Origin of the sequence: Plantactinospora soyae, assembly GCF_014874095.1 — a bacterium.
GTDB classification, from domain to species: domain Bacteria; phylum Actinomycetota; class Actinomycetes; order Mycobacteriales; family Micromonosporaceae; genus Plantactinospora; species Plantactinospora soyae.
On record NZ_JADBEB010000001.1, the window covers coordinates 2371303 to 2387918 of the forward strand.

Below are 16616 nucleotides of genomic sequence, written 5' to 3' on the forward strand. Positions count from 1 at the left end.
CGGTACGCCGAACCGGCCCGCCACGGGCACTTCGCTCGTCCGGCTCGGGGCCAGATCGGGGTTCTCCCCGATCTGCGGCACGGGGTCGAACGCGGCAAACCCCGGATGTCAGAGCCGTCATGGGCTGGCAGTCTCCAAAAGCGACATAGGAGGAGACCATGCGGCGAAGCCTCGTCGGGTTGCTCGGTTGCTCACTGGCCGCCGCGTCCGCACTCATCGGCACCCCGATGCCCGCCTCGGCGGAGCCGAACGGACTCCCCGCCGGCCTCACGGCCGCCGAGGTGACCTTTCGCAGCGGTGACCTGACCCTGCACGGCACCGTGCTCGCGCCACGCGCCGCCGGTCCGCGCCGGCCCGGAATGGTGCTGGTGCACGGTTCCGGCGTGGGCGTTTCCCGGGAGAAGCTGCGGCGGGAGGCGGAGGCGTTCGCCGCGGGTGGAATCGTCACGCTGATCTACGACAAGCGGGCCGCCGACTATTCCCCGGTACACCGGGACTATTCGCTGCTCGCCGACGACGCACTCGCCGGACTGGCCATGTTGCGTACTCGGTCCGAGGTGGACCCGGCGAACGTCGGGCTGTGGGGATTCTCCGAGGGCGGTTGGGTGGCACCGATGGCCGCCGCTCGGTCCAGCGCCGTCGCGTTCCTCGTCGTGGTCGGCGCCAACGGGGTCCCCCCGGCCCGGCAGGAAGCCTGGGCGATGGGCGAACGGCAGCGCCATCAGGGAATCTCCGGCTCCTCGCAGGACCGTTTCCCGACCACCGGTATCCGGCTGGTCGCCGGAGCGGACCTCTTCGCCCAAGCCCACCACGATCCGGTACCGGTGCTCGAACGGGTACGCCAACCCGTGCTCGCCATCTGGGGCGGCAAGGACCGGCAGACGCCACCCGGCGAGGGTCTGACCGTCTACCACCAGGTACTGGCCCGCACCGGCAACCCGCACTACATGCTGCGGGTCTTTCCGAACGGTGACCACGCGGTGCACCAGTCGACCGACGACGGCTTCCGCCGACTCGACGACCTGATGCCCGGCTACGCCGACCTGGTGACCTCGTGGGTGGCCGACGTCGTCGCCGACCGGCCGCCGGAGCGGCACGTAGATCCGGTGCCCCGCCAGGATCGGCCCAGCCCGGTGATCCACCCCCTTGCCTGGTGGGAGTCGCCCGGACTGCAACTCGCCGCGATCCTGCTCTGCACGCTGGCCTTCCTCGCGTACCCGATGGTGGCCCTCGGCCGCCGGCTCCGCCGTGGGCGCGGCTCCCTCGCCGGCCTGGCGCCCGCGCGCTGGCTGGCCGGCCTCGGCCTGGCCGCGATGCTCGGCTTCCTCTGGGTCTTCGTCGCCAGCAACGCGGGTGCGTCCCTGGGGCCGGTGGTGGCCGGCCGGGCACTGTCCTGGCTGGTGGTGCAACTGCTCGCCGTCGCTGTCGTGGCCGCGGCGGTCGCCACCGTGATCGGTTGGGTCCGGGCCCGAGCCGTCACCCCCGGACGAGACCGGCTCCGGCTCGGCCTGTTGCTGACCGGAGCGCTGGTCTTCCTGCCGTGGGCGGCGTACTGGGGGCTGTTGCTGCCGTGAGCGCGGGAGCTGTGGGTACGGCCCTCGGCTCGGTCGGGCGGTACGCAAAGCCTCGTACCGCCCGTCGACGGCGGGCGGTACGAGGCTTTGCGTTCGGCGCTGGGTCAGACGCGGGCGCGGCGGGCCAGACGCTCCGGGTCGAGGATGATGATGCTCTTGCCGTCCAGGCGCAGCCAGCCGCGCGAGGCGAAGTCGGCGAGCGCCTTGTTGACGGTCTCCCGGGAGGCGCCGACGAGCTGGGCGATCTCCTCCTGGGTCAGGTCGTGGGTGACCCGGAGTACGCCGCCGTCCCGGGTGCCGAACCGGCCCGCCATCTGGAGCAGGTTCTTCGCCACCCGACCGGGCACGTCCGTGAAGATCAGGTCGGCCAGGTTGTCGTTCGTCCGGCGCAGTCTCCGGGCGAGGACCCGCAGTAACTGCTCGGCGATCTCCGGCCGGTTGTTCAGCCACGGCCGCAGCGCCTGCTTGCGCAGCCGGGCGAGCCGGGTGTCGATCACGGCGGTGGCGGTCGCCGTACGGGGACCGGGGTCGAACAGTGACAACTCGCCGACCATGTCCGAGGGGCCCATCACGGCGATCAGGTTCTGCCGACCATCGGCGGCACGCCGACCAACCTTGATCTTGCCGCTCAAGACGATATAAAGGCTGTCGCCCGGCTCGCCCTCGTTGAAGACGATTTCGCCCTTACGGACCTCGATCGTCTCCATGTCCTTTGCGAGCGCCTCGGCAGCCTCCGGGTCGACGCCCTGGAAGATCCCGCTGCGGGCAAGTACCTCGTCCATTGCGCACCTCCGCCTACGCGGGCCGTCCCGCCGGCCGGGTTCGTGGCCGGTGTTCCCCCGCGCGCCGCCAAGTCTAGGCGCATGTGAAGAGTAATCGGAGGTGGCCCCTGGAATCTTGATCCGGTACCGGACAAGCGTAAGAGCAGATGAGCGGGGGTACGTCCGGTTCGTTCCGCCGTGTCACCGGTCGGGCGGGTCCGGCCGGGCACGGAGCGACCGGCCCGGGCCGCCCCGGAACCGGGCATCGGACGGGAAAACGGCAGGTGCCCGGTGGGGAGTCGGCCGCCGGACCGACGGGTACGTAGGGTCGACCGGTGTCGTCCGAGCCGCTGTTGACCTCCCGTACCGAGGACGGGCGGGACATGCCGGTCCTGGTCTGGCGCCTCACCGCGCCGACCCTGGCGATCAGCTCCGCTCCGCTCGGCGGCGGGATCGGCGTACGGCACTGGGTGGTCAACGCGACCGTGCCGATGTCGTACCGCCGGGACGACCCGGACGTCCACCTCGGTGAGCTGGCCGACCGGCTGGACCTGCGCGGGCCCGGGGTCGGACTGCTCACCGGCGTCGACGTCGCACAGGTGGTGACCGCTACCGACACCGGTGTCCGGCTCTGGGCCACCGTGGGGCTCGGTGCCCCGATCTGGGCCGCCGCTCCGGGCTGGGAGGCCGCCGCTCCGGGCTGGGAGGTCGCCGCTGCGGACGGTGAGCAGGAGCCGGAGGCAGGATGGCCCGGGGCGGCGCGGCCGGATACCGGGGAGCTGGAGCGGGAGCCGGCGCGACCGGTCGGCACCGTCAACATCGTCGCGCTGCTGCCGGTCCGGTTGAGCGACGCGGCACTGGTCAACGCCGTCGCCACGGTCACCGAGGCGAAGGCACAGGCGCTCCGGGAACTGGGTCTGCCGGCCACCGGCACCGCCACCGACGCGGTGACCCTGCTCTGCCCGCCCGACGGCCCGGCCGCCCCGTACGGCGGCCCGCGCTCCCGCTGGGGTGCGCCACTGGCCCGAGCCGCATGCCGGGCGGTACGGATCGGCGGCGCCACCCCCGGCGTCCCCTGGTCGGACCGCTGAGCCGGTCGGATCGCTGAGCCGGTAGGACCGCTGAGCCGGTAGGAGTACCGAACCGCCGCCGGGGCGTGCGTCACGACGGCGGGCGCCCCGGCGGCGGGGAGAGCGGGGGTGTTGGCGGCTGGCGGATCGGTGGCGAGATTCCGGCCTGTCGGCGGTCGCTCGCCTTGCCCACTCCCGGTACTGTCACCGGGCGATGTACGACACCAATCGACCTCCTCCGAAGTCCCGCCGGGCGCCCCGACGCACCGGCCGGACCGTTCTCATCGTGACCGCGGTCCTGACGGTGCTCCTGGGCACCGGTGTGGCCGCGGTGGCGGTCTTCAACGTCATGGGTGACGACTCGGCCGCGCCGCAGACACCGGGCGCGGCCAGCGGGAGCACCTCGACCGACCCGTCGCCGACCGGCAAGCCGGAGCCGAAGGTCATCTCCATGTCGGCCACCGGGGACATCGTGATGGGCAACGCCCCGGGCCGGCTGCCCTCGGGCGGGGGCAAGGGCTTCTTCAACTCGGTCAAGAAGGCGCTCGCCGCCGACCTGGTGATGGGCAACCTCGAGGAGCCGTTGACCGATGACACCGGCACCTCGAAGTGCGGCGCCAACTCGACCCGCTGCTTCCAGTTCCGGGCCCCGCCCGGGTACGCGGCGCACCTGAAGGAAGCCGGCTTCGAGCTGCTGAACCAGGCCAACAACCACGGGTACGACTTCGGCAAGGCGGGCTACCGGAACACCCAGCTCGCGCTGGAGAAGTACGACCTCCAGCACACGGGTGCGCCGAACCAGATCACCGTGGCCGAGGTCGAGGGCGTCAAGGTCGCTGTGGCGGGCTTCTCGTCGTACCCCTGGTCCAACAGCCTGACCAACATCACCTCGGCGAAGAAGGTGATCCAGAAGGCCGCGACAATGGCCGACCTGGTCGTCGTGCAGGTGCACATGGGGGGCGAGGGCTCCGAGAAGACCCGGGTACGGCCCGGCACCGAACTCTTCCTGGGCGAGAACCGGGGCGACCCGATCAAGTTCTCGCGCGCGATGATCGACGCGGGCGCGGATCTGATCGTCGGCCACGGGCCGCACGTGATGCGGGCGATGGAGTTCTACAAGGGGCGCCTGATCGCGTACAGCCTCGGGAACTTCGCCGGTGGCGGCGGGACGCTCAGCAACAACGGGCGGCTCGGTTGGGGTGCGGTGCTCAAGGTCTCGCTCGCCTCGGACGGTACCTGGGCCGGCGGGCAGCTTCTCTCGACGTACATGAACGACGCGGGCAAGCCGACCATGGACGGCCAGAAGCGCGCGCTGGGCCTGGTACGCGATCTGGGCAAGTCCGACTTTCCGAAGACCGGCGCGAAGCTCGCCACGGACGGCAAGATCTCGCCGCCCGCCCCGGCGAGCTGACCGGCTGACCGTCAGGTTCCCAAGCTTCGGCCTCGTCCGGCTCCCGGGCTTCGACGTCGTTGCCGCGACGTAGGCTGGCCGACGTGAGTGCGACAGACGATTCCGTCGACACCGGGGTCGTGACGGCACCCGGTGCGGCGACCAAGGCGATCCGGGCCGCCCGGCCGTCCCGCCGTACGGTGGAAACCGATCTTGGTCGCAAGCGGCGGGCCCGGCGGATCGGGCGGCTGCTGACCGAGGCCCATCCCGACGCCCACTGCGAGCTCGACCACTCCGGGCCGCTGCAACTGGCCGTGGCGACCATCCTCTCCGCCCAGTGCACCGACCAGCGGGTCAACGAGGTGACGCCGAAGTTGTTCCGCCGCTACCCGACGGCGGCCGACTACGCCGGGGCGGACCGGGCCGAGATGGAGGAGCTGATCCGGCCCACCGGGTTCTTCCGGAACAAGACGAACTCGCTGATCAACCTCGGCCAGCAGCTCGTCGAACGGTACGACGGCCAGGTGCCCGGCCGGCTGGTCGACCTGGTGACCCTGCCCGGGATCGGCCGGAAGACCGCCAACGTCATCCTCGGCAACGCGTTCGGGGTGCCCGGGATAACCGTCGACACCCACTTCCAACGGCTGATGCACCGGTGGGAGCTGACCGCCGAGACCGACCCTGTCAAGATCGAGCACGCCGTCGGGGCGCTGTTCGAGCGGCGCGACTGGACCATGCTGTCCCATCGGGTGATCTTCCACGGCCGGCGGGTCTGCCACGCCCGCAAGCCCGCCTGCGGGGCCTGCACGCTGGCCAGCGTCTGCCCGTCGTACGGCACCGGGCCGACCGAGGCCGCCCCGGCGGCCAAGCTGCTCAAGGGCCCCCGGGCCCGTGAACTCGCGGTACAGGCCGGGGTGGACCCCGATCTGGTGCCGCCGACCGCCGTCGTCTCGGACACCCCGTGAAACGGCTGCTGCTCGCCGGGTCGCTCGTGCCGCTGCTGCTGCTCGCCGCCGGCTGCACCGGCTCGGACCCGGACTCCGAGGCCGGCCCGGTGCCGGCCGGCCAGACCACCGGAACCACGGCGTTCGCGGACTGCGGCACCCTGACCGCACCGCTGCCCGCCCCGACCCCGACCGACACCGCCGAGGCGGCCGGTCCGGGCGAAGCACTGCCGGCGCTGACCCTGCCCTGTCTGGCCGGGGACAGCCGGGTGGCAATCGGCGAGCTGCGCGGACCCGCCGTGATCAACCTCTGGGCCCACTGGTGCGCACCCTGCCGCAAGGAACTGCCGGCCTTCCAACGGCTCTCCGAACGGACCTCCGGCACGCTGCGGGTGCTGGGCGTGAACGCCCGGGACAGCCGGTCCCGCGCGGAGTCGATCGGCGAGGACTTCGGACTGCGGTTCCCCACGCTCTTCGACCCGGACGACCGGCTCCGGGTGGCGCTCGGCCGCAACGTGCTGCCGATCACGCTCTTCGTCGACGGCGAGGGACGGATCCGGCACCGGGACGAGACCGGCGCGCTGGACGACGCGGAGCTGGCCAACCTCGTCCGACAGCACCTGGGGGTGGCGGTGTCGTCGTGACCGACCGGGAACTTCCGACCTGGTGCGAGCCACTGCTCACCCGGGTCCGGTCGGCCCGTACCGAGGACTTCACCCGGCTGCGTACCCCCGTCAACGGCGGGCGGGCCAGCGCCGTACTGGTGCTGCTCGGTGAACAGCCGGCACACGGGCTGGACGTACTGATCCTGCAACGCGCGGCGACCCTGCGTACCCACGCCGGCCAGCCGGCCTTCCCCGGTGGCGCCTGCGATCCGGGCGACGCGGACGTGGCGGCGACCGCGCTGCGGGAGGCACACGAGGAGGTCGGCCTCGACCCGGACAGCGTCACCGTGCTGGCCCAGCTGCCCAGGCTGTGGATTCCGGTCAGCGACTTCGTCGTCACCCCGATCCTGGCCTGGTGGCACCGGCCCCATCCGGTGCACTCCCGCGAGCCGGCCGAGGTGGCACACGTGGCCCGGCTGCCGGTCAGCGAACTGGTCGACCCGGCGAACCGGGTCCGGGTACGCCATCCCAGCGGCTGGATCGGTCCGGCCTTCCAGGCCCGCGGCATGCTGGTCTGGGGCTTCACCGCCGGGGTGCTGGCGGCGCTGCTCGACATGGCCGGCTGGGCCCGCCCCTGGCCCCAGGACCGGGTACTGGAACTGCCGCCGGCCAGCCCCGCGCCGGCACCGGACGCGAGCGCCGACGAGCCGGAGTAACGGACCCGCGACCCGACCGAGCCAGAAAGTGATTCGGCTGTCTCCGTCGTGGCGAGGTCATTCTCGGGTCGCCCCCGTACCCTGAACGGGTGTCGGTGGTGGATGTCGTCCTGATTCTGCTCATGTTGCTGTTCGCGATCAGCGGCTACCGGCAGGGCTTCGTCATCGGACTGCTCTCCTTCACCGGGTTCTTCGGTGGCGCGCTGATCGGGTTGCAGGTCGGCCCGCTGCTCGCGGAGCAGTTCTCGAACAACTCGACCCGGGTCGTGGTCGCGTTGATCGCGATCTTCGGCCTTGCGGTGCTCGGCCAGGCCCTCGCCGGGTGGCTCGGCTCGCATCTGCGGCACGCCATCACCAGTCAGGTGGGCCGGCGGGTGGACGACGTCGGCGGCGCCATCGTCTCGCTGCTCGCCGTACTGCTCGTCGCGTGGCTGGTGGCCGTACCGTTGGCGTCGTCGTCGCTGCCGTGGCTCGCCAGCGCCGTCCGCAACAGTGCCCTGCTGACCGTGGTGGACCGGGCCCTGCCGGAGGAGGCCCAGGCGCTCTCCCGGGCGTTGCGGGACACGGTCGACACCAACGGTTTCCCGGACGTCTTCGGCGGGCTGGCCCCGACCCGGTCCCGCGAGGTGGCCTCGCCGGATCCGGCGCTCGCCGGATCCCAGGCGGTGGTGAACGGCCGGCGCTCGGTGGTCAAGGTGCTCGGCAACGCGCCCAGTTGCTCCCGCCGGATCGAGGGCTCCGGCTTCGTCTACGCCGACAACCGGGTGATGACGAACGCCCACGTGGTCGCCGGGACCCGGAGCGTCTCCGTCGAACTGGCCGGCGAGCGGCACACCGCCCGGGTGGTCGTCTACGACCCGGACCGCGACCTGGCCGTGCTCTACGTGCCGAAGATGACCGCCCCGATCATGCCGTTCGCCCCCCGCGAGGCGGAGGTGGAGGACGACGCCATCGTGCTCGGCTTTCCGCTTGACGGCCCGTACAACGCCCAGCCGGCCCGGATCCGTGACATCGGTGAGATCAGCGGTCCGGACATCTACGAGTCCGGACGGGTCAACCGGGAGATCTACACGATCCGGGGACTGGTCCGGAGCGGAAACTCGGGCGGACCACTGGTGACCACCGGCGGCCAGGCGCTCGGAGTGATCTTCGCGGCGGCGGCCGACGATCCGAACACCGGGTTCGCGGTGACGGCCGACGAGGCCCGGTCGACCGCGACCGCCGGGGTCGAGCGGACCCGCGTCACCGGTACCGGCGACTGCACCTGACCGGCGTCGCCTCCCGATCCACGCCCTGGACGCGCGGCGGCGTACGGGCGACGCGCGGCGGCGTACGGGCAGGGACCGGCCTTCCCCGCGGGGTCAGGAGCCCTTGCGGCCCAACCGGCGGACCAGCAGGACGCCCCCGGCGACGACCACGATGAGCAGGAGACCGCTGCCGAACAGGCCGTTGTGGGAGCCGGGGATCGGACTGCCCGCCGGCTCGACCGACCAGTTCGCCGAGCGGCCGGAGGCCACCGTTCCGACCGAGCCGGAGCCGTCCTCGGCCAGCTCCGGCGACTGCTCCAGGCCGGGCGCCGAGCCGAACCCGGAGACGGCGGGCGCCGCCTCGCCGTCGTCCAGCGGGTTGCGCTGCACGGCGGAGACCTCACCGTTCAGCGCGGCGACGGGATCGACGACGCCGAAGCCGAACTGGTCGTCCCGACCGGACGGACCGACGTCCCGGGCAGTATTGATCAATCGGTTGACCACGTCGGCGGCGGACATCTTCGGCCAGTGCGCCCGGACCAGCGCCGCCGACGCGGCCACCAGCGGCGCGGCGAAGCTGGTGCCCTGGACCTGCCAGAAACCACCCGGGCGGGCGCCGGAGAGCCCCGTCGCCGGAGCGGACAGCACGGTCTCCGGGCCGGTTATCGACCCCGACCACAGCGCGTCGCTCTCCCGTTCCAGGCCGGCCACGGCGACCACGCCCGGCTCCCGGGCCGGGTACCAGACGCGCTTGCCGGCGGACGAGCCCAGATTTCCGGTACAGGCGACGACGACCACGTCCCGGGCGAAGGCGTAGTCGAGGGCCGCGGCCAGCGCGGGACTGTCCCCACTGCCGCCCAGCGACAGGTTCACCACCTGGGCGCCGTTGTCGACCGCCCAACGGACGCCCTTCGCCACGACCAGCGCGTCGTCGTAGCGGTTCTCCTCGTTCAGCACCCGGACCGGCAGGATCTTGGCTTTGGGGGCCAGGCCGGCGACCCCACGGGTGTCGTCGTTGCGCCCGGCGATCAGGCCGGCCACCGTGGTGCCGTGCCCCACCGGATCGATCTGCCCGTTACCGGTGCTGTCGACCAGGTCGATGCCGGGCAGCACCTGCCCGGCCAGGTCCTCGTGTGAGGCGTCGACCCCGGAGTCGATGACCGCGACCGTCACGCCCTTGCCGGTCGACACCCGCCAGGCGGCCTTCGCGTTGAACAAGTCCAATTGCCACTGCTTGTCGCGGATCGCGTCGACGACGACGGGCAGGCTCACCGGGCGCGCCGGTATCGCGGCGGTTGCCGGCGCCGGGGCGACCAGCGAGCTGGCGAGCCCGGCCGTGGCGAGCAGTGCCGTCCCGGCGACCCGGGCGACAGCGCGGTCCTGTTGATGCGGCAGCCTGGTCACAGCATGGCCATTTCACCCCGGGGGACACATGATGCACGGAGGTTACCCCGTTTCACCCCTGTCGCGGGACGAAACTTCGCGACTACCTCCATGGACCTCCAACCGGGTACGCACACCGCCCCCGCACCAGCCGGCGGAGCCGGACCCTGCCGGCGGCCGACGACGGTGGGTCGACCGGCCGCCGACGCCCGTGGTCGACCGGTGACCTTGGGGTGGCCACCGGTCGACCGGGCCGTCAGGTGGGCGGCAGGTAGCCGAGCTGCACCAGCCGGATGCCTTCCTTCCGGGTCACCAGTCGGCCCCGGCCGGGCGGCATCGGTCCCGGACGTACCGAACCGATCAGCGCACCCTCGTCCTTGCTTCCGGACATCACCAGACCGGGCGAGGAGAGCTCCCGGAGCCGCTGGATGATCGGCTCGTAGAGGGACCGCGAGGCGCCACCCGAGCGCCGGGTGAGCACCAGGTGCAGACCGACGTCCCGGGCCTGCGGGAGGTACTCGACCAGCGGCGTCAGCGGGTTGTTCGGGCCGGTGGCGACCAGGTCGTAGTCGTCGACCAGCACGAACAGCTCCGGCCCGGTCCACCAGGAGCGGTCCCGCAGCTGCTGCGGGGTGACGTCCGGGCCGGGCAGCCGACGCTGCATGTAACCGGCCACCGACTCGATCAGCTCGCTGGTCGCCGCGGCCGCGGTGCCGTACCCGATCAGGTGGTCGGACTGGACCACGCCCAGCAGGCTGCGCCGGAAGTCGACCAGGATCACCCGCGCCTGCTCCGGCGTGTACCGGGTGGTGATCGAGATGGCCAGCGCCCGCAGGAACGAGGACTTGCCGCACTCGGCGTCGCCGAAGAGCAGGAAGTGCGGCTCGGAGGCGAAGTCGATCGCCACCTGCTGGAGGTCCGCCTCGGAGATGCCGATCGGCAGCCGCAGGCCGGTCGCACCGGCCACGTCCAGATCGGCGTACGGCAGGATCGGCGGGAGCAGCCGTACCCGGGGCGCCGGTGCACCGGCCCAGTTGCCGGCCACCGCCTTGACCAGTGCCTGGGTCTGCCCGCCGCCCAGGCTGGAGAGCTCCGGCAGAACGGTCAGGAAGTGCAGGCTCTCGGCCGTGATGCCCCGACCCGGCGACTTCTCCGGCACGTTCGCCGCCGCCTTGCGCGAGACGATCGAGTCGGTCGGGTCACCGAGCCGCAGCTCCAACCGGGATCCGAACAGGTCCCGGATCGCCGGCCGGAAGTCCATCCAGCGCGGCGCCGCGGCGATCACGTGCACGCCGTACGACAGGCCTCGGGTGGCGATGTCGGTGATCAGCGGCTCCATGTCGTCGTACTCGCCACGCAGGGTGGGCCAGCCGTCGACGACCAGGAAGACGTCGCCGAACGGGTCCGCGCCGACCCCGACCCCGCCCGCGGCGGCCCGCCGCTTGCGGTACGCCGGCATCGACTCCACGCCCAACTCGGCGAACCGCTGCTCACGCTCGTTGAGCAGGGTCGCGATCTCACCGACGGTACGCCGTACCGCCGCCGCCTCGGACCGTCCGGCGACCCCGCCGACGTGCGGCAGGTCGCGCAGCGCGGCCAGCGATCCGCCACCGAAGTCGAGGCAGTAGACCTGGACCTCGGCCGGTGTGTGGGTCAGGGCCAGGCCACAGACCAGGGTCCGCAGCAGGCTCGACTTGCCCGACTGCGGCCCACCGGCGATGGCGACGTGCCCGGCGCCACCCTCCAGGGACAGCCACAGCAGGTCACGCCGTTGCTCGTAGGGCTTGTCGATCAGGGCGACCGGCACCTGTAGGGCGCCGTGCAGTTCGGGGTTGCCGAAGGTGAGCCCACGGGTCGGGTCGGTGATGACCGGGCCGAGGATCTCGTCCAGGGCCGGTGCCAGGGACAGCGGTGGCAACCACACCTGGTGGGCCGGTGGGCCCTGGCCGACCAGTCGGGACACCATCACGTCGAGCAGGCTCTCGCCCTCGGGCTCCTCCGGCGCCGGCTTCGGAGCGACCGGCACCACCGGCTTCGGGACCGGCACGAGGTGGGTGGAGTACGACAGCAGCAGGGGACCGGTGTAGCCCTGCGCTCCCGGGCCGCTCGTGCTGGTCTTCTGGAACGGGCCGGAGACGTACGCCGCCTTGAACCGGATCAGTGGCTCGGTGCCGAACTTCAGGTAACCGTGTCCGGGCGCCCGGGGCAGTTCGTACGCGTCCGGCACGCCCAGTACCGCCCGGGACTCCAGTGCCGAGAAGGTCCGCAGACCGATCCGGTACGACAGGTGGGTGTCCAGCCCGCGCAGCCGGCCCTCCTCCAGCCGCTGCGAGGCGAGCAGCAGGTGTACGCCGAGCGACCGACCCAGCCGGCCGATCTGGACGAAGAGGTCGATGAAGTCGGGCTTGGCGCTGAGCAGCTCGGAGAACTCGTCACAGATGATCAGCAGCGAGGGGAGCGGTGCCAGCGCCGCCCCGCCGGACCGGGCCTTGTCGTAGTCCTTCAGGTTGGCGTAGTTGCCGGCCTTGCGGAGCAACTCCTGCCGCCGGATCATCTCGCCGTTGATCGCGTCGACCATCCGGTCGACCAGGGGTAGCTCGTCGGCCAGGTTGGTGATCACGGCGGCGGTGTGCGGCAACCGGTCCAGCGAGGCGAAGGTCGCGCCACCCTTGAAGTCGACCAGTACGAAGTTGAGCGCCTCGGAGGAGTGCGTCGCCGCCAGCCCGAGCACGAGGGTACGCAGCAGCTCGGACTTTCCGGAGCCGGTGGCGCCGATCAGCAGGCCGTGCGGGCCCATTCCGTCCTGGGCCGACTCCTTCAGGTCCAGGTCGATCGCGCCGCCGTCGGCGCCCACGCCAATCGGCACCCGCAGCTTGTCCCGGTTGGGTCGTGGCGCCCAGCCCTGTGCCGTACTGAAGTTCTCCGGGTCGCCGACGCCGAGCAACTCGCCGAGGGTCATCTCGGCGGCCAGCGGGGCGTCGGAGGAGCCCTTCTGGGCGACGGCGAGCCGCAGCGGGGCCAGCCGGCGGGCGACCGCCTCGGCCTCTTCGAGGCTGAGCCGGTCCGGGGTGCCGACCTCGGCCTGCCCGTCCATCGTGAAGGTGTTCAGCCGGCCGCCGGCCAGTTCCAGGACCAGGGTGGCGCGGTCCAGCAGCCGGGGCGGCGGGCTGTCCAGGTCGACGATGGTCACCGCGTCGATGCCGCTGTCGCCGGCCAGGTAGCTGGCCCCGTTGAGGTCGCCGCCGTCGAGCACGATCACCACGTGCGGGCCGTCGGTCGCCGGGCCGGACAGGCTGAACCGGGACCGGTTGCCGACCACGTCCTCGATGAGCTTCTCCAGCTCCACCGCCGAGCTGGCCACCATGCGTACCGGACCGAGCGCGTCGGTGCCGGTCGGGTGGTGCACGTGCGGGAGCCACTTGGCCCACTCCCACCGGGCCCGCCGTTCCGGCCCCGCGCAGATCGCGATCAGCAGTTCCTCGGGCGCGTGGAAGACCGAGAGCTGGGTGAGCACCGCCCGGGCCACCGCCTGGGGGTCGCCGCCGGCCGGATCGCGGGACTGGTCCCGCGCGCCCGGCGCGTTGCGGATGAAGACCCGGGCGAAGCCCCGGATGGAGAGCGCCACCGGCAGGTCCGGCACGACCGAGTACGCGTCGAGGAACCGGCGCAGCGCGCCGGCGGTCATCGGTTCGAGGTCCTCCAGCGGCCGGGTGACCGGCGGCACGAGCGGGGTGGCCAGGGTCTGCGGGCCGACCGCGACCCGGACCACGCCGAAGTCGCCGTCGCTGGGGCGGCGCTCCCAGACCCGGTAACTGCCCACAGTGGACCACAGTTGGGCCGGGTCGGGATGCCGGTAGAACAGGCCCGACCGCTGCTTCGACGCGGTCTCCCGGACCCGGCGCCGCAGCGTGGCCAGGTGTCGGAGGTACTCGCGCCGGGCGGCCATCATTTCCGACTTCTTCGGCGAACCTGACGAACTGCCCCACGACGACGCCACCATGGCCAGCGAGGAGATGCCGAACATCGCACCGACGACGTACGAGTAGGCGCCGCCGCCACGGCCGAACATCATCGCCATCGCGACCGAACCGCCGAGCATCGGCAGCACCATCATCATCTGCTGCCACTTGCTGCCGGTGGCCTGGGGGATCTCCGGTGGCGGCTCGACGGTCAGTTCACCGGTCGGGATGTCCGGTGCCGGCCGCCGGGGAGGGCGCTTGATGACAACGGTACTCACCGTGCTCCTCCACCCTGCCGACCAGCGGTTTCCCGCCGGAGTCGGCCGCCCGGCGGCGGGCCGGTGTCGAGCCTGCGGGCCCGTCCGGCGCGGTTGACACCGCACCGGCACTGGCTACCCGTGTCCATGTGAGACCTCCCCTAAGGCCGCGGCGATGGAGCAGTTATCCGGTGCCGGCGGGCCATTCGACGCGCCCGCGTCGCAAATGTCCTCGTGCTCGGTCGGACGAGCTTGCACCATCCTAGGTAAAGTGCGGTCGTCCGCGCAGCCATGGGTTGCCCCCTCGATGGAGGACTGTCGATGAGTACCGGGCTTGCCCGCGTCACGATCAGCGCGCCGCAACGACGGGTGGACGTTGCGCTGCCCGAACACCTGCCGCTGGCCGAACTTCTACCAGAGGTGCTGCGGCACGCCGGCGAAGGACTGGCGGACGACGGCGAGAAGCACGGCGGGTGGCTGCTGCGCCGGACCGACGGTGAACCGTTGGCCGCCGGCAAGGCTCTGCTGCCGCAGGGCATACGGGATGGTGACGTGCTTCATCTCGTACCGGCCCGGGCCCAGTGGCCGGAACTGGAGTACGACGACGTCGTGGAGGCCATCGCCGACGGCGCCCGTCGACGTGGCAGCGCGTGGTCCGGGCGGAACACCCGGATCGGGACGCTGGGCGCCGCGGGTGGACTGCTCACCGTCGGGCTGCTCGCGGTGGTCGCCGGGGGCACGGTCTGGTCCCTGGGCGCCTTCGTCGCGCTCGGCACCGCCGTACTGCTGGCGGTCGGGGCCGTGGTGGCCTCCCGGGCGTACGGGGACGCGACGGCGGGCGCCGCACTGGGCGGGTACGCGATGCCGTTCGCCTTCTTCGGTGGTGCCCTGCTGGTGGCCTCCGGCGACCGGGTCGGGGTGCTCGGTCCGGTCGGCTGGCTCGGCGCGCCCGAGGCGCTGGCCGGCTCGGTGGCACTGCTCCTGATCGCCGTCCTGGGCCTGGTCGGGGTGGCCGCCGGGCTCCGGGTCTTCGCCGCCGGTGTCTCCGTCGGGTTGCTCGGCGCGGTGACCGCGCTCACCGGCTTCCTGCTGTCGGCCGCCGGATCCGCCGCCATCCTGATGGCCCTGCTGGTCTGTGCGATCGGCATGCTGCCGCTGCTGGCGATCCGGTTCGGCAAGCTGCCGATGCCGCCGATCACGCTGCCCACCGGTGCCGAGGCGGCGGAGGGCTTCAGCGCGGCCAGTTCCAGCCAGAGCGGCGTACGGGAGCGGCCGGACCGGGGACGCGTCTTCGCGGCGGTCGCCCGGACCGAGGAGATGCTCACCGGGATGCTGATCGGGCACGCGGTGCTGGCCGTCGCGGCGGCGCTGCTGCTGGTGGTCGCGGGCGGGTTCTCCGGCCGGCTGATGGTGGCGGTCTCGGCGGCGGCGCTGCTGCTCCGGTCCCGGCTCTTCGTCACGGTTCGGCAACGGGTTCCACTGGTGGTCGCCGGGGTCGTCTCGTTCGTGGTGCTCGGGATCGCCCTGCTGCTCCGGGTCCAGGAGACCGGCCTGCTCCTGATCACGGCCGGTGGGCTGGGGCTCGCCCTGCTGACCATCGGCGCCGGTGCGACGTACTCGAAGCGTGAGCCGGGGCCGTACCTCGGTCGGACCGCCGACATCGTCGACACCCTGATGGTGGTGGCGGTGGTGCCGGTGGCGTGCGCGGTGCTGGGTCTGTACGCCCAGGCGCGCAGCCTGATCGGCTGAACCCCGGCCGTCCCCGGGGTGTTCGGGACGGATGGCACACGACAGCCCTTGACCGATGAAGTCCGCTGGACTTCGGCCGGTCAAGGGCTGTCGGCCTTGACGATTGGTTTCGGCGTCAGTGCGCCGACTCGCCCCGTTCGACGGCTTCCTGCTGGCGCCGGAAGGAGGCCCGGATCTCGGCCTCGGCCTCGGTCCGACCGACCCAGGTGGCGCCTTCGACTGATTTGCCCGGTTCCAGGTCCTTGTAGACCTCGAAGAAGTGCTGGATCTCCAGGCGGTCGAACTCACCGAGGTGGTGGATGTCCCGGAGGTGCTCCTGACGCGGGTCCTCGTACGGCACGCAGAGGACCTTGTCGTCGCCGCCCTTCTCGTCCGTCATCCGGAACATGCCGATCGTCCGGCACCGGATGAGGCAACCTGGGAACGTGGGTTCGGGTACCAGTACCAGAGCGTCGAGGGGGTCACCGTCCTCGCCCAGTGTGCCTTCGATGAAACCGTAGTCAGCCGGGTACTGGGTCGACGTGAAGAGCGTGCGGTCCAGCCGGATTCGGCCGGTCGCGTGGTCCACCTCGTACTTGTTGCGGTGACCCTTTGGGATCTCAACCGTTACGTCGAAATCCATCTCGCACGCTCCCTCGTTTGCCGGCGCTGGCCAACGGAACCACAACGTCGCATACCGGCGCGGGTGATCTGGCGATTCACCTGGTTCGCGCCGGCCGCCGTGCGGTGTTCGGACCAAAGTAGTGTCGCCTAGGCAGAATTCGACGGGGAGGAGGGGCCGGTGGGGAGTGAAGATTCACACTCGGACCTGACGGGTGAGAACCCGTCGGACCGTCCGCGCGGGCGTGTCGTGGTGCCCGGCGTCGGAGGGCCGCAACCCGCTGCGGGCTCGCTGCCGGCACGGGGCCGGGCCGTCGTGCCGCTGCCCACCACGCTGCCGATCCCGCCCTCGGCGACCCCG

The 16616-nt window shown here is 72.0% G+C and carries 12 protein-coding genes; 8 read left to right on the forward strand and 4 right to left on the reverse strand.

What is annotated here, in order from left to right; all coding sequences use genetic code 11:
- The first annotated feature begins 158 nt into the window (after positions 1–158).
- The gene (locus H4W31_RS10605) at positions 159–1574 is read left to right on the forward strand and encodes an alpha/beta hydrolase family protein (protein ID WP_225945474.1); all 1416 of its coding nucleotides are present in this window, start codon (positions 159–161) and stop codon (positions 1572–1574) included.
- Between the two features lie 104 nt (positions 1575–1678).
- Here the strand turns inward: H4W31_RS10605 and H4W31_RS10610 are convergent, their stop codons facing one another.
- Positions 1679–2356, reverse strand: coding sequence for a Crp/Fnr family transcriptional regulator (locus H4W31_RS10610; RefSeq protein WP_192766500.1), 678 nt, complete (start codon positions 2354–2356; stop codon positions 1679–1681).
- 314 nt (positions 2357–2670) lie between these two features.
- Here H4W31_RS10610 and H4W31_RS10615 point away from each other — a divergent pair, with 314 nt between their 5' ends.
- The 6 genes from H4W31_RS10615 (at position 2671) to H4W31_RS10640 (ending at position 8328) form a co-directional block, all read left to right on the forward strand.
- Positions 2671–3426: an adenosylcobinamide amidohydrolase gene (locus tag H4W31_RS10615; protein ID WP_192766501.1), complete on the forward strand. Its 756-nt coding sequence runs from the start codon at positions 2671–2673 to the stop codon at positions 3424–3426.
- Positions 3427–3619: 193 nt separating this feature from the next.
- Positions 3620–4816, forward strand: coding sequence for a CapA family protein (locus tag H4W31_RS10620; protein ID WP_192766502.1), 1197 nt, complete (start codon positions 3620–3622; stop codon positions 4814–4816).
- A 149-nt stretch (positions 4817–4965) separates the two neighbouring features.
- Positions 4966–5760, forward strand: coding sequence for an endonuclease III (nth, locus tag H4W31_RS10625; protein ID WP_192771995.1), 795 nt, complete (start codon positions 4966–4968; stop codon positions 5758–5760).
- The gene (locus H4W31_RS10630) at positions 5757–6383 is read left to right on the forward strand and encodes a TlpA family protein disulfide reductase (RefSeq protein ID WP_192766503.1); all 627 of its coding nucleotides are present in this window, start codon (positions 5757–5759) and stop codon (positions 6381–6383) included. The genes nth and H4W31_RS10630 overlap by 4 nt, the downstream gene beginning before the upstream one ends.
- Positions 6380–7060: an NUDIX hydrolase gene (locus H4W31_RS10635; RefSeq protein ID WP_192766504.1), complete on the forward strand. Its 681-nt coding sequence runs from the start codon at positions 6380–6382 to the stop codon at positions 7058–7060. The genes H4W31_RS10630 and H4W31_RS10635 overlap by 4 nt, the downstream gene beginning before the upstream one ends.
- An 89-nt stretch (positions 7061–7149) precedes the next feature.
- Positions 7150–8328, forward strand: a complete 1179-nt coding sequence (locus H4W31_RS10640; protein ID WP_192766505.1) for a MarP family serine protease — start codon at positions 7150–7152, stop codon at positions 8326–8328.
- 93 nt (positions 8329–8421) lie between these two features.
- Here the strand turns inward: H4W31_RS10640 and mycP are convergent, their stop codons facing one another.
- Positions 8422–9711, reverse strand: coding sequence for a type VII secretion-associated serine protease mycosin (mycP, locus tag H4W31_RS10645; protein WP_192766506.1), 1290 nt, complete (start codon positions 9709–9711; stop codon positions 8422–8424).
- Between the two features lie 235 nt (positions 9712–9946).
- A complete protein-coding gene (eccCa, locus tag H4W31_RS10650; protein ID WP_192766507.1) occupies positions 9947–13927 on the reverse strand; it encodes a type VII secretion protein EccCa in 3981 nt (1326 codons plus the stop codon).
- A gap of 300 nt (positions 13928–14227) precedes the next feature.
- Here eccCa and eccD point away from each other — a divergent pair, with 300 nt between their 5' ends.
- Positions 14228–15655 carry a type VII secretion integral membrane protein EccD gene (eccD, locus tag H4W31_RS10655; protein ID WP_192766508.1) on the forward strand — a complete coding sequence of 476 codons (1428 nt, stop codon included), beginning with the start codon at positions 14228–14230 and terminating at the stop codon, positions 15653–15655.
- 115 nt (positions 15656–15770) lie between these two features.
- Here the strand turns inward: eccD and H4W31_RS10660 are convergent, their stop codons facing one another.
- Positions 15771–16277, reverse strand: coding sequence for an inorganic diphosphatase (locus H4W31_RS10660; protein WP_192766509.1), 507 nt, complete (start codon positions 16275–16277; stop codon positions 15771–15773).
- Positions 16278–16616: the final 339 nt, after the last annotated feature.

What these genes read in the sequence shown, in the direction of transcription:
- H4W31_RS10605 (WP_225945474.1), top strand. Translation starts at nt 159, where the DNA reads ATGCGGCGAAGCCTCGTCGGGTTGCTCGGTTGCTCACTGGCCGCCGCG.
- H4W31_RS10610 (WP_192766500.1), bottom strand. Translation starts at nt 2,356, where the DNA reads ATGGACGAGGTACTTGCCCGCAGCGGGATCTTCCAGGGCGTCGACCCG.
- H4W31_RS10620 (WP_192766502.1), top strand. Translation starts at nt 3,620, where the DNA reads ATGTACGACACCAATCGACCTCCTCCGAAGTCCCGCCGGGCGCCCCGA.
- eccD (WP_192766508.1), top strand. Translation starts at nt 14,228, where the DNA reads ATGAGTACCGGGCTTGCCCGCGTCACGATCAGCGCGCCGCAACGACGG.
- H4W31_RS10660 (WP_192766509.1), bottom strand. Translation starts at nt 16,277, where the DNA reads ATGGATTTCGACGTAACGGTTGAGATCCCAAAGGGTCACCGCAACAAG.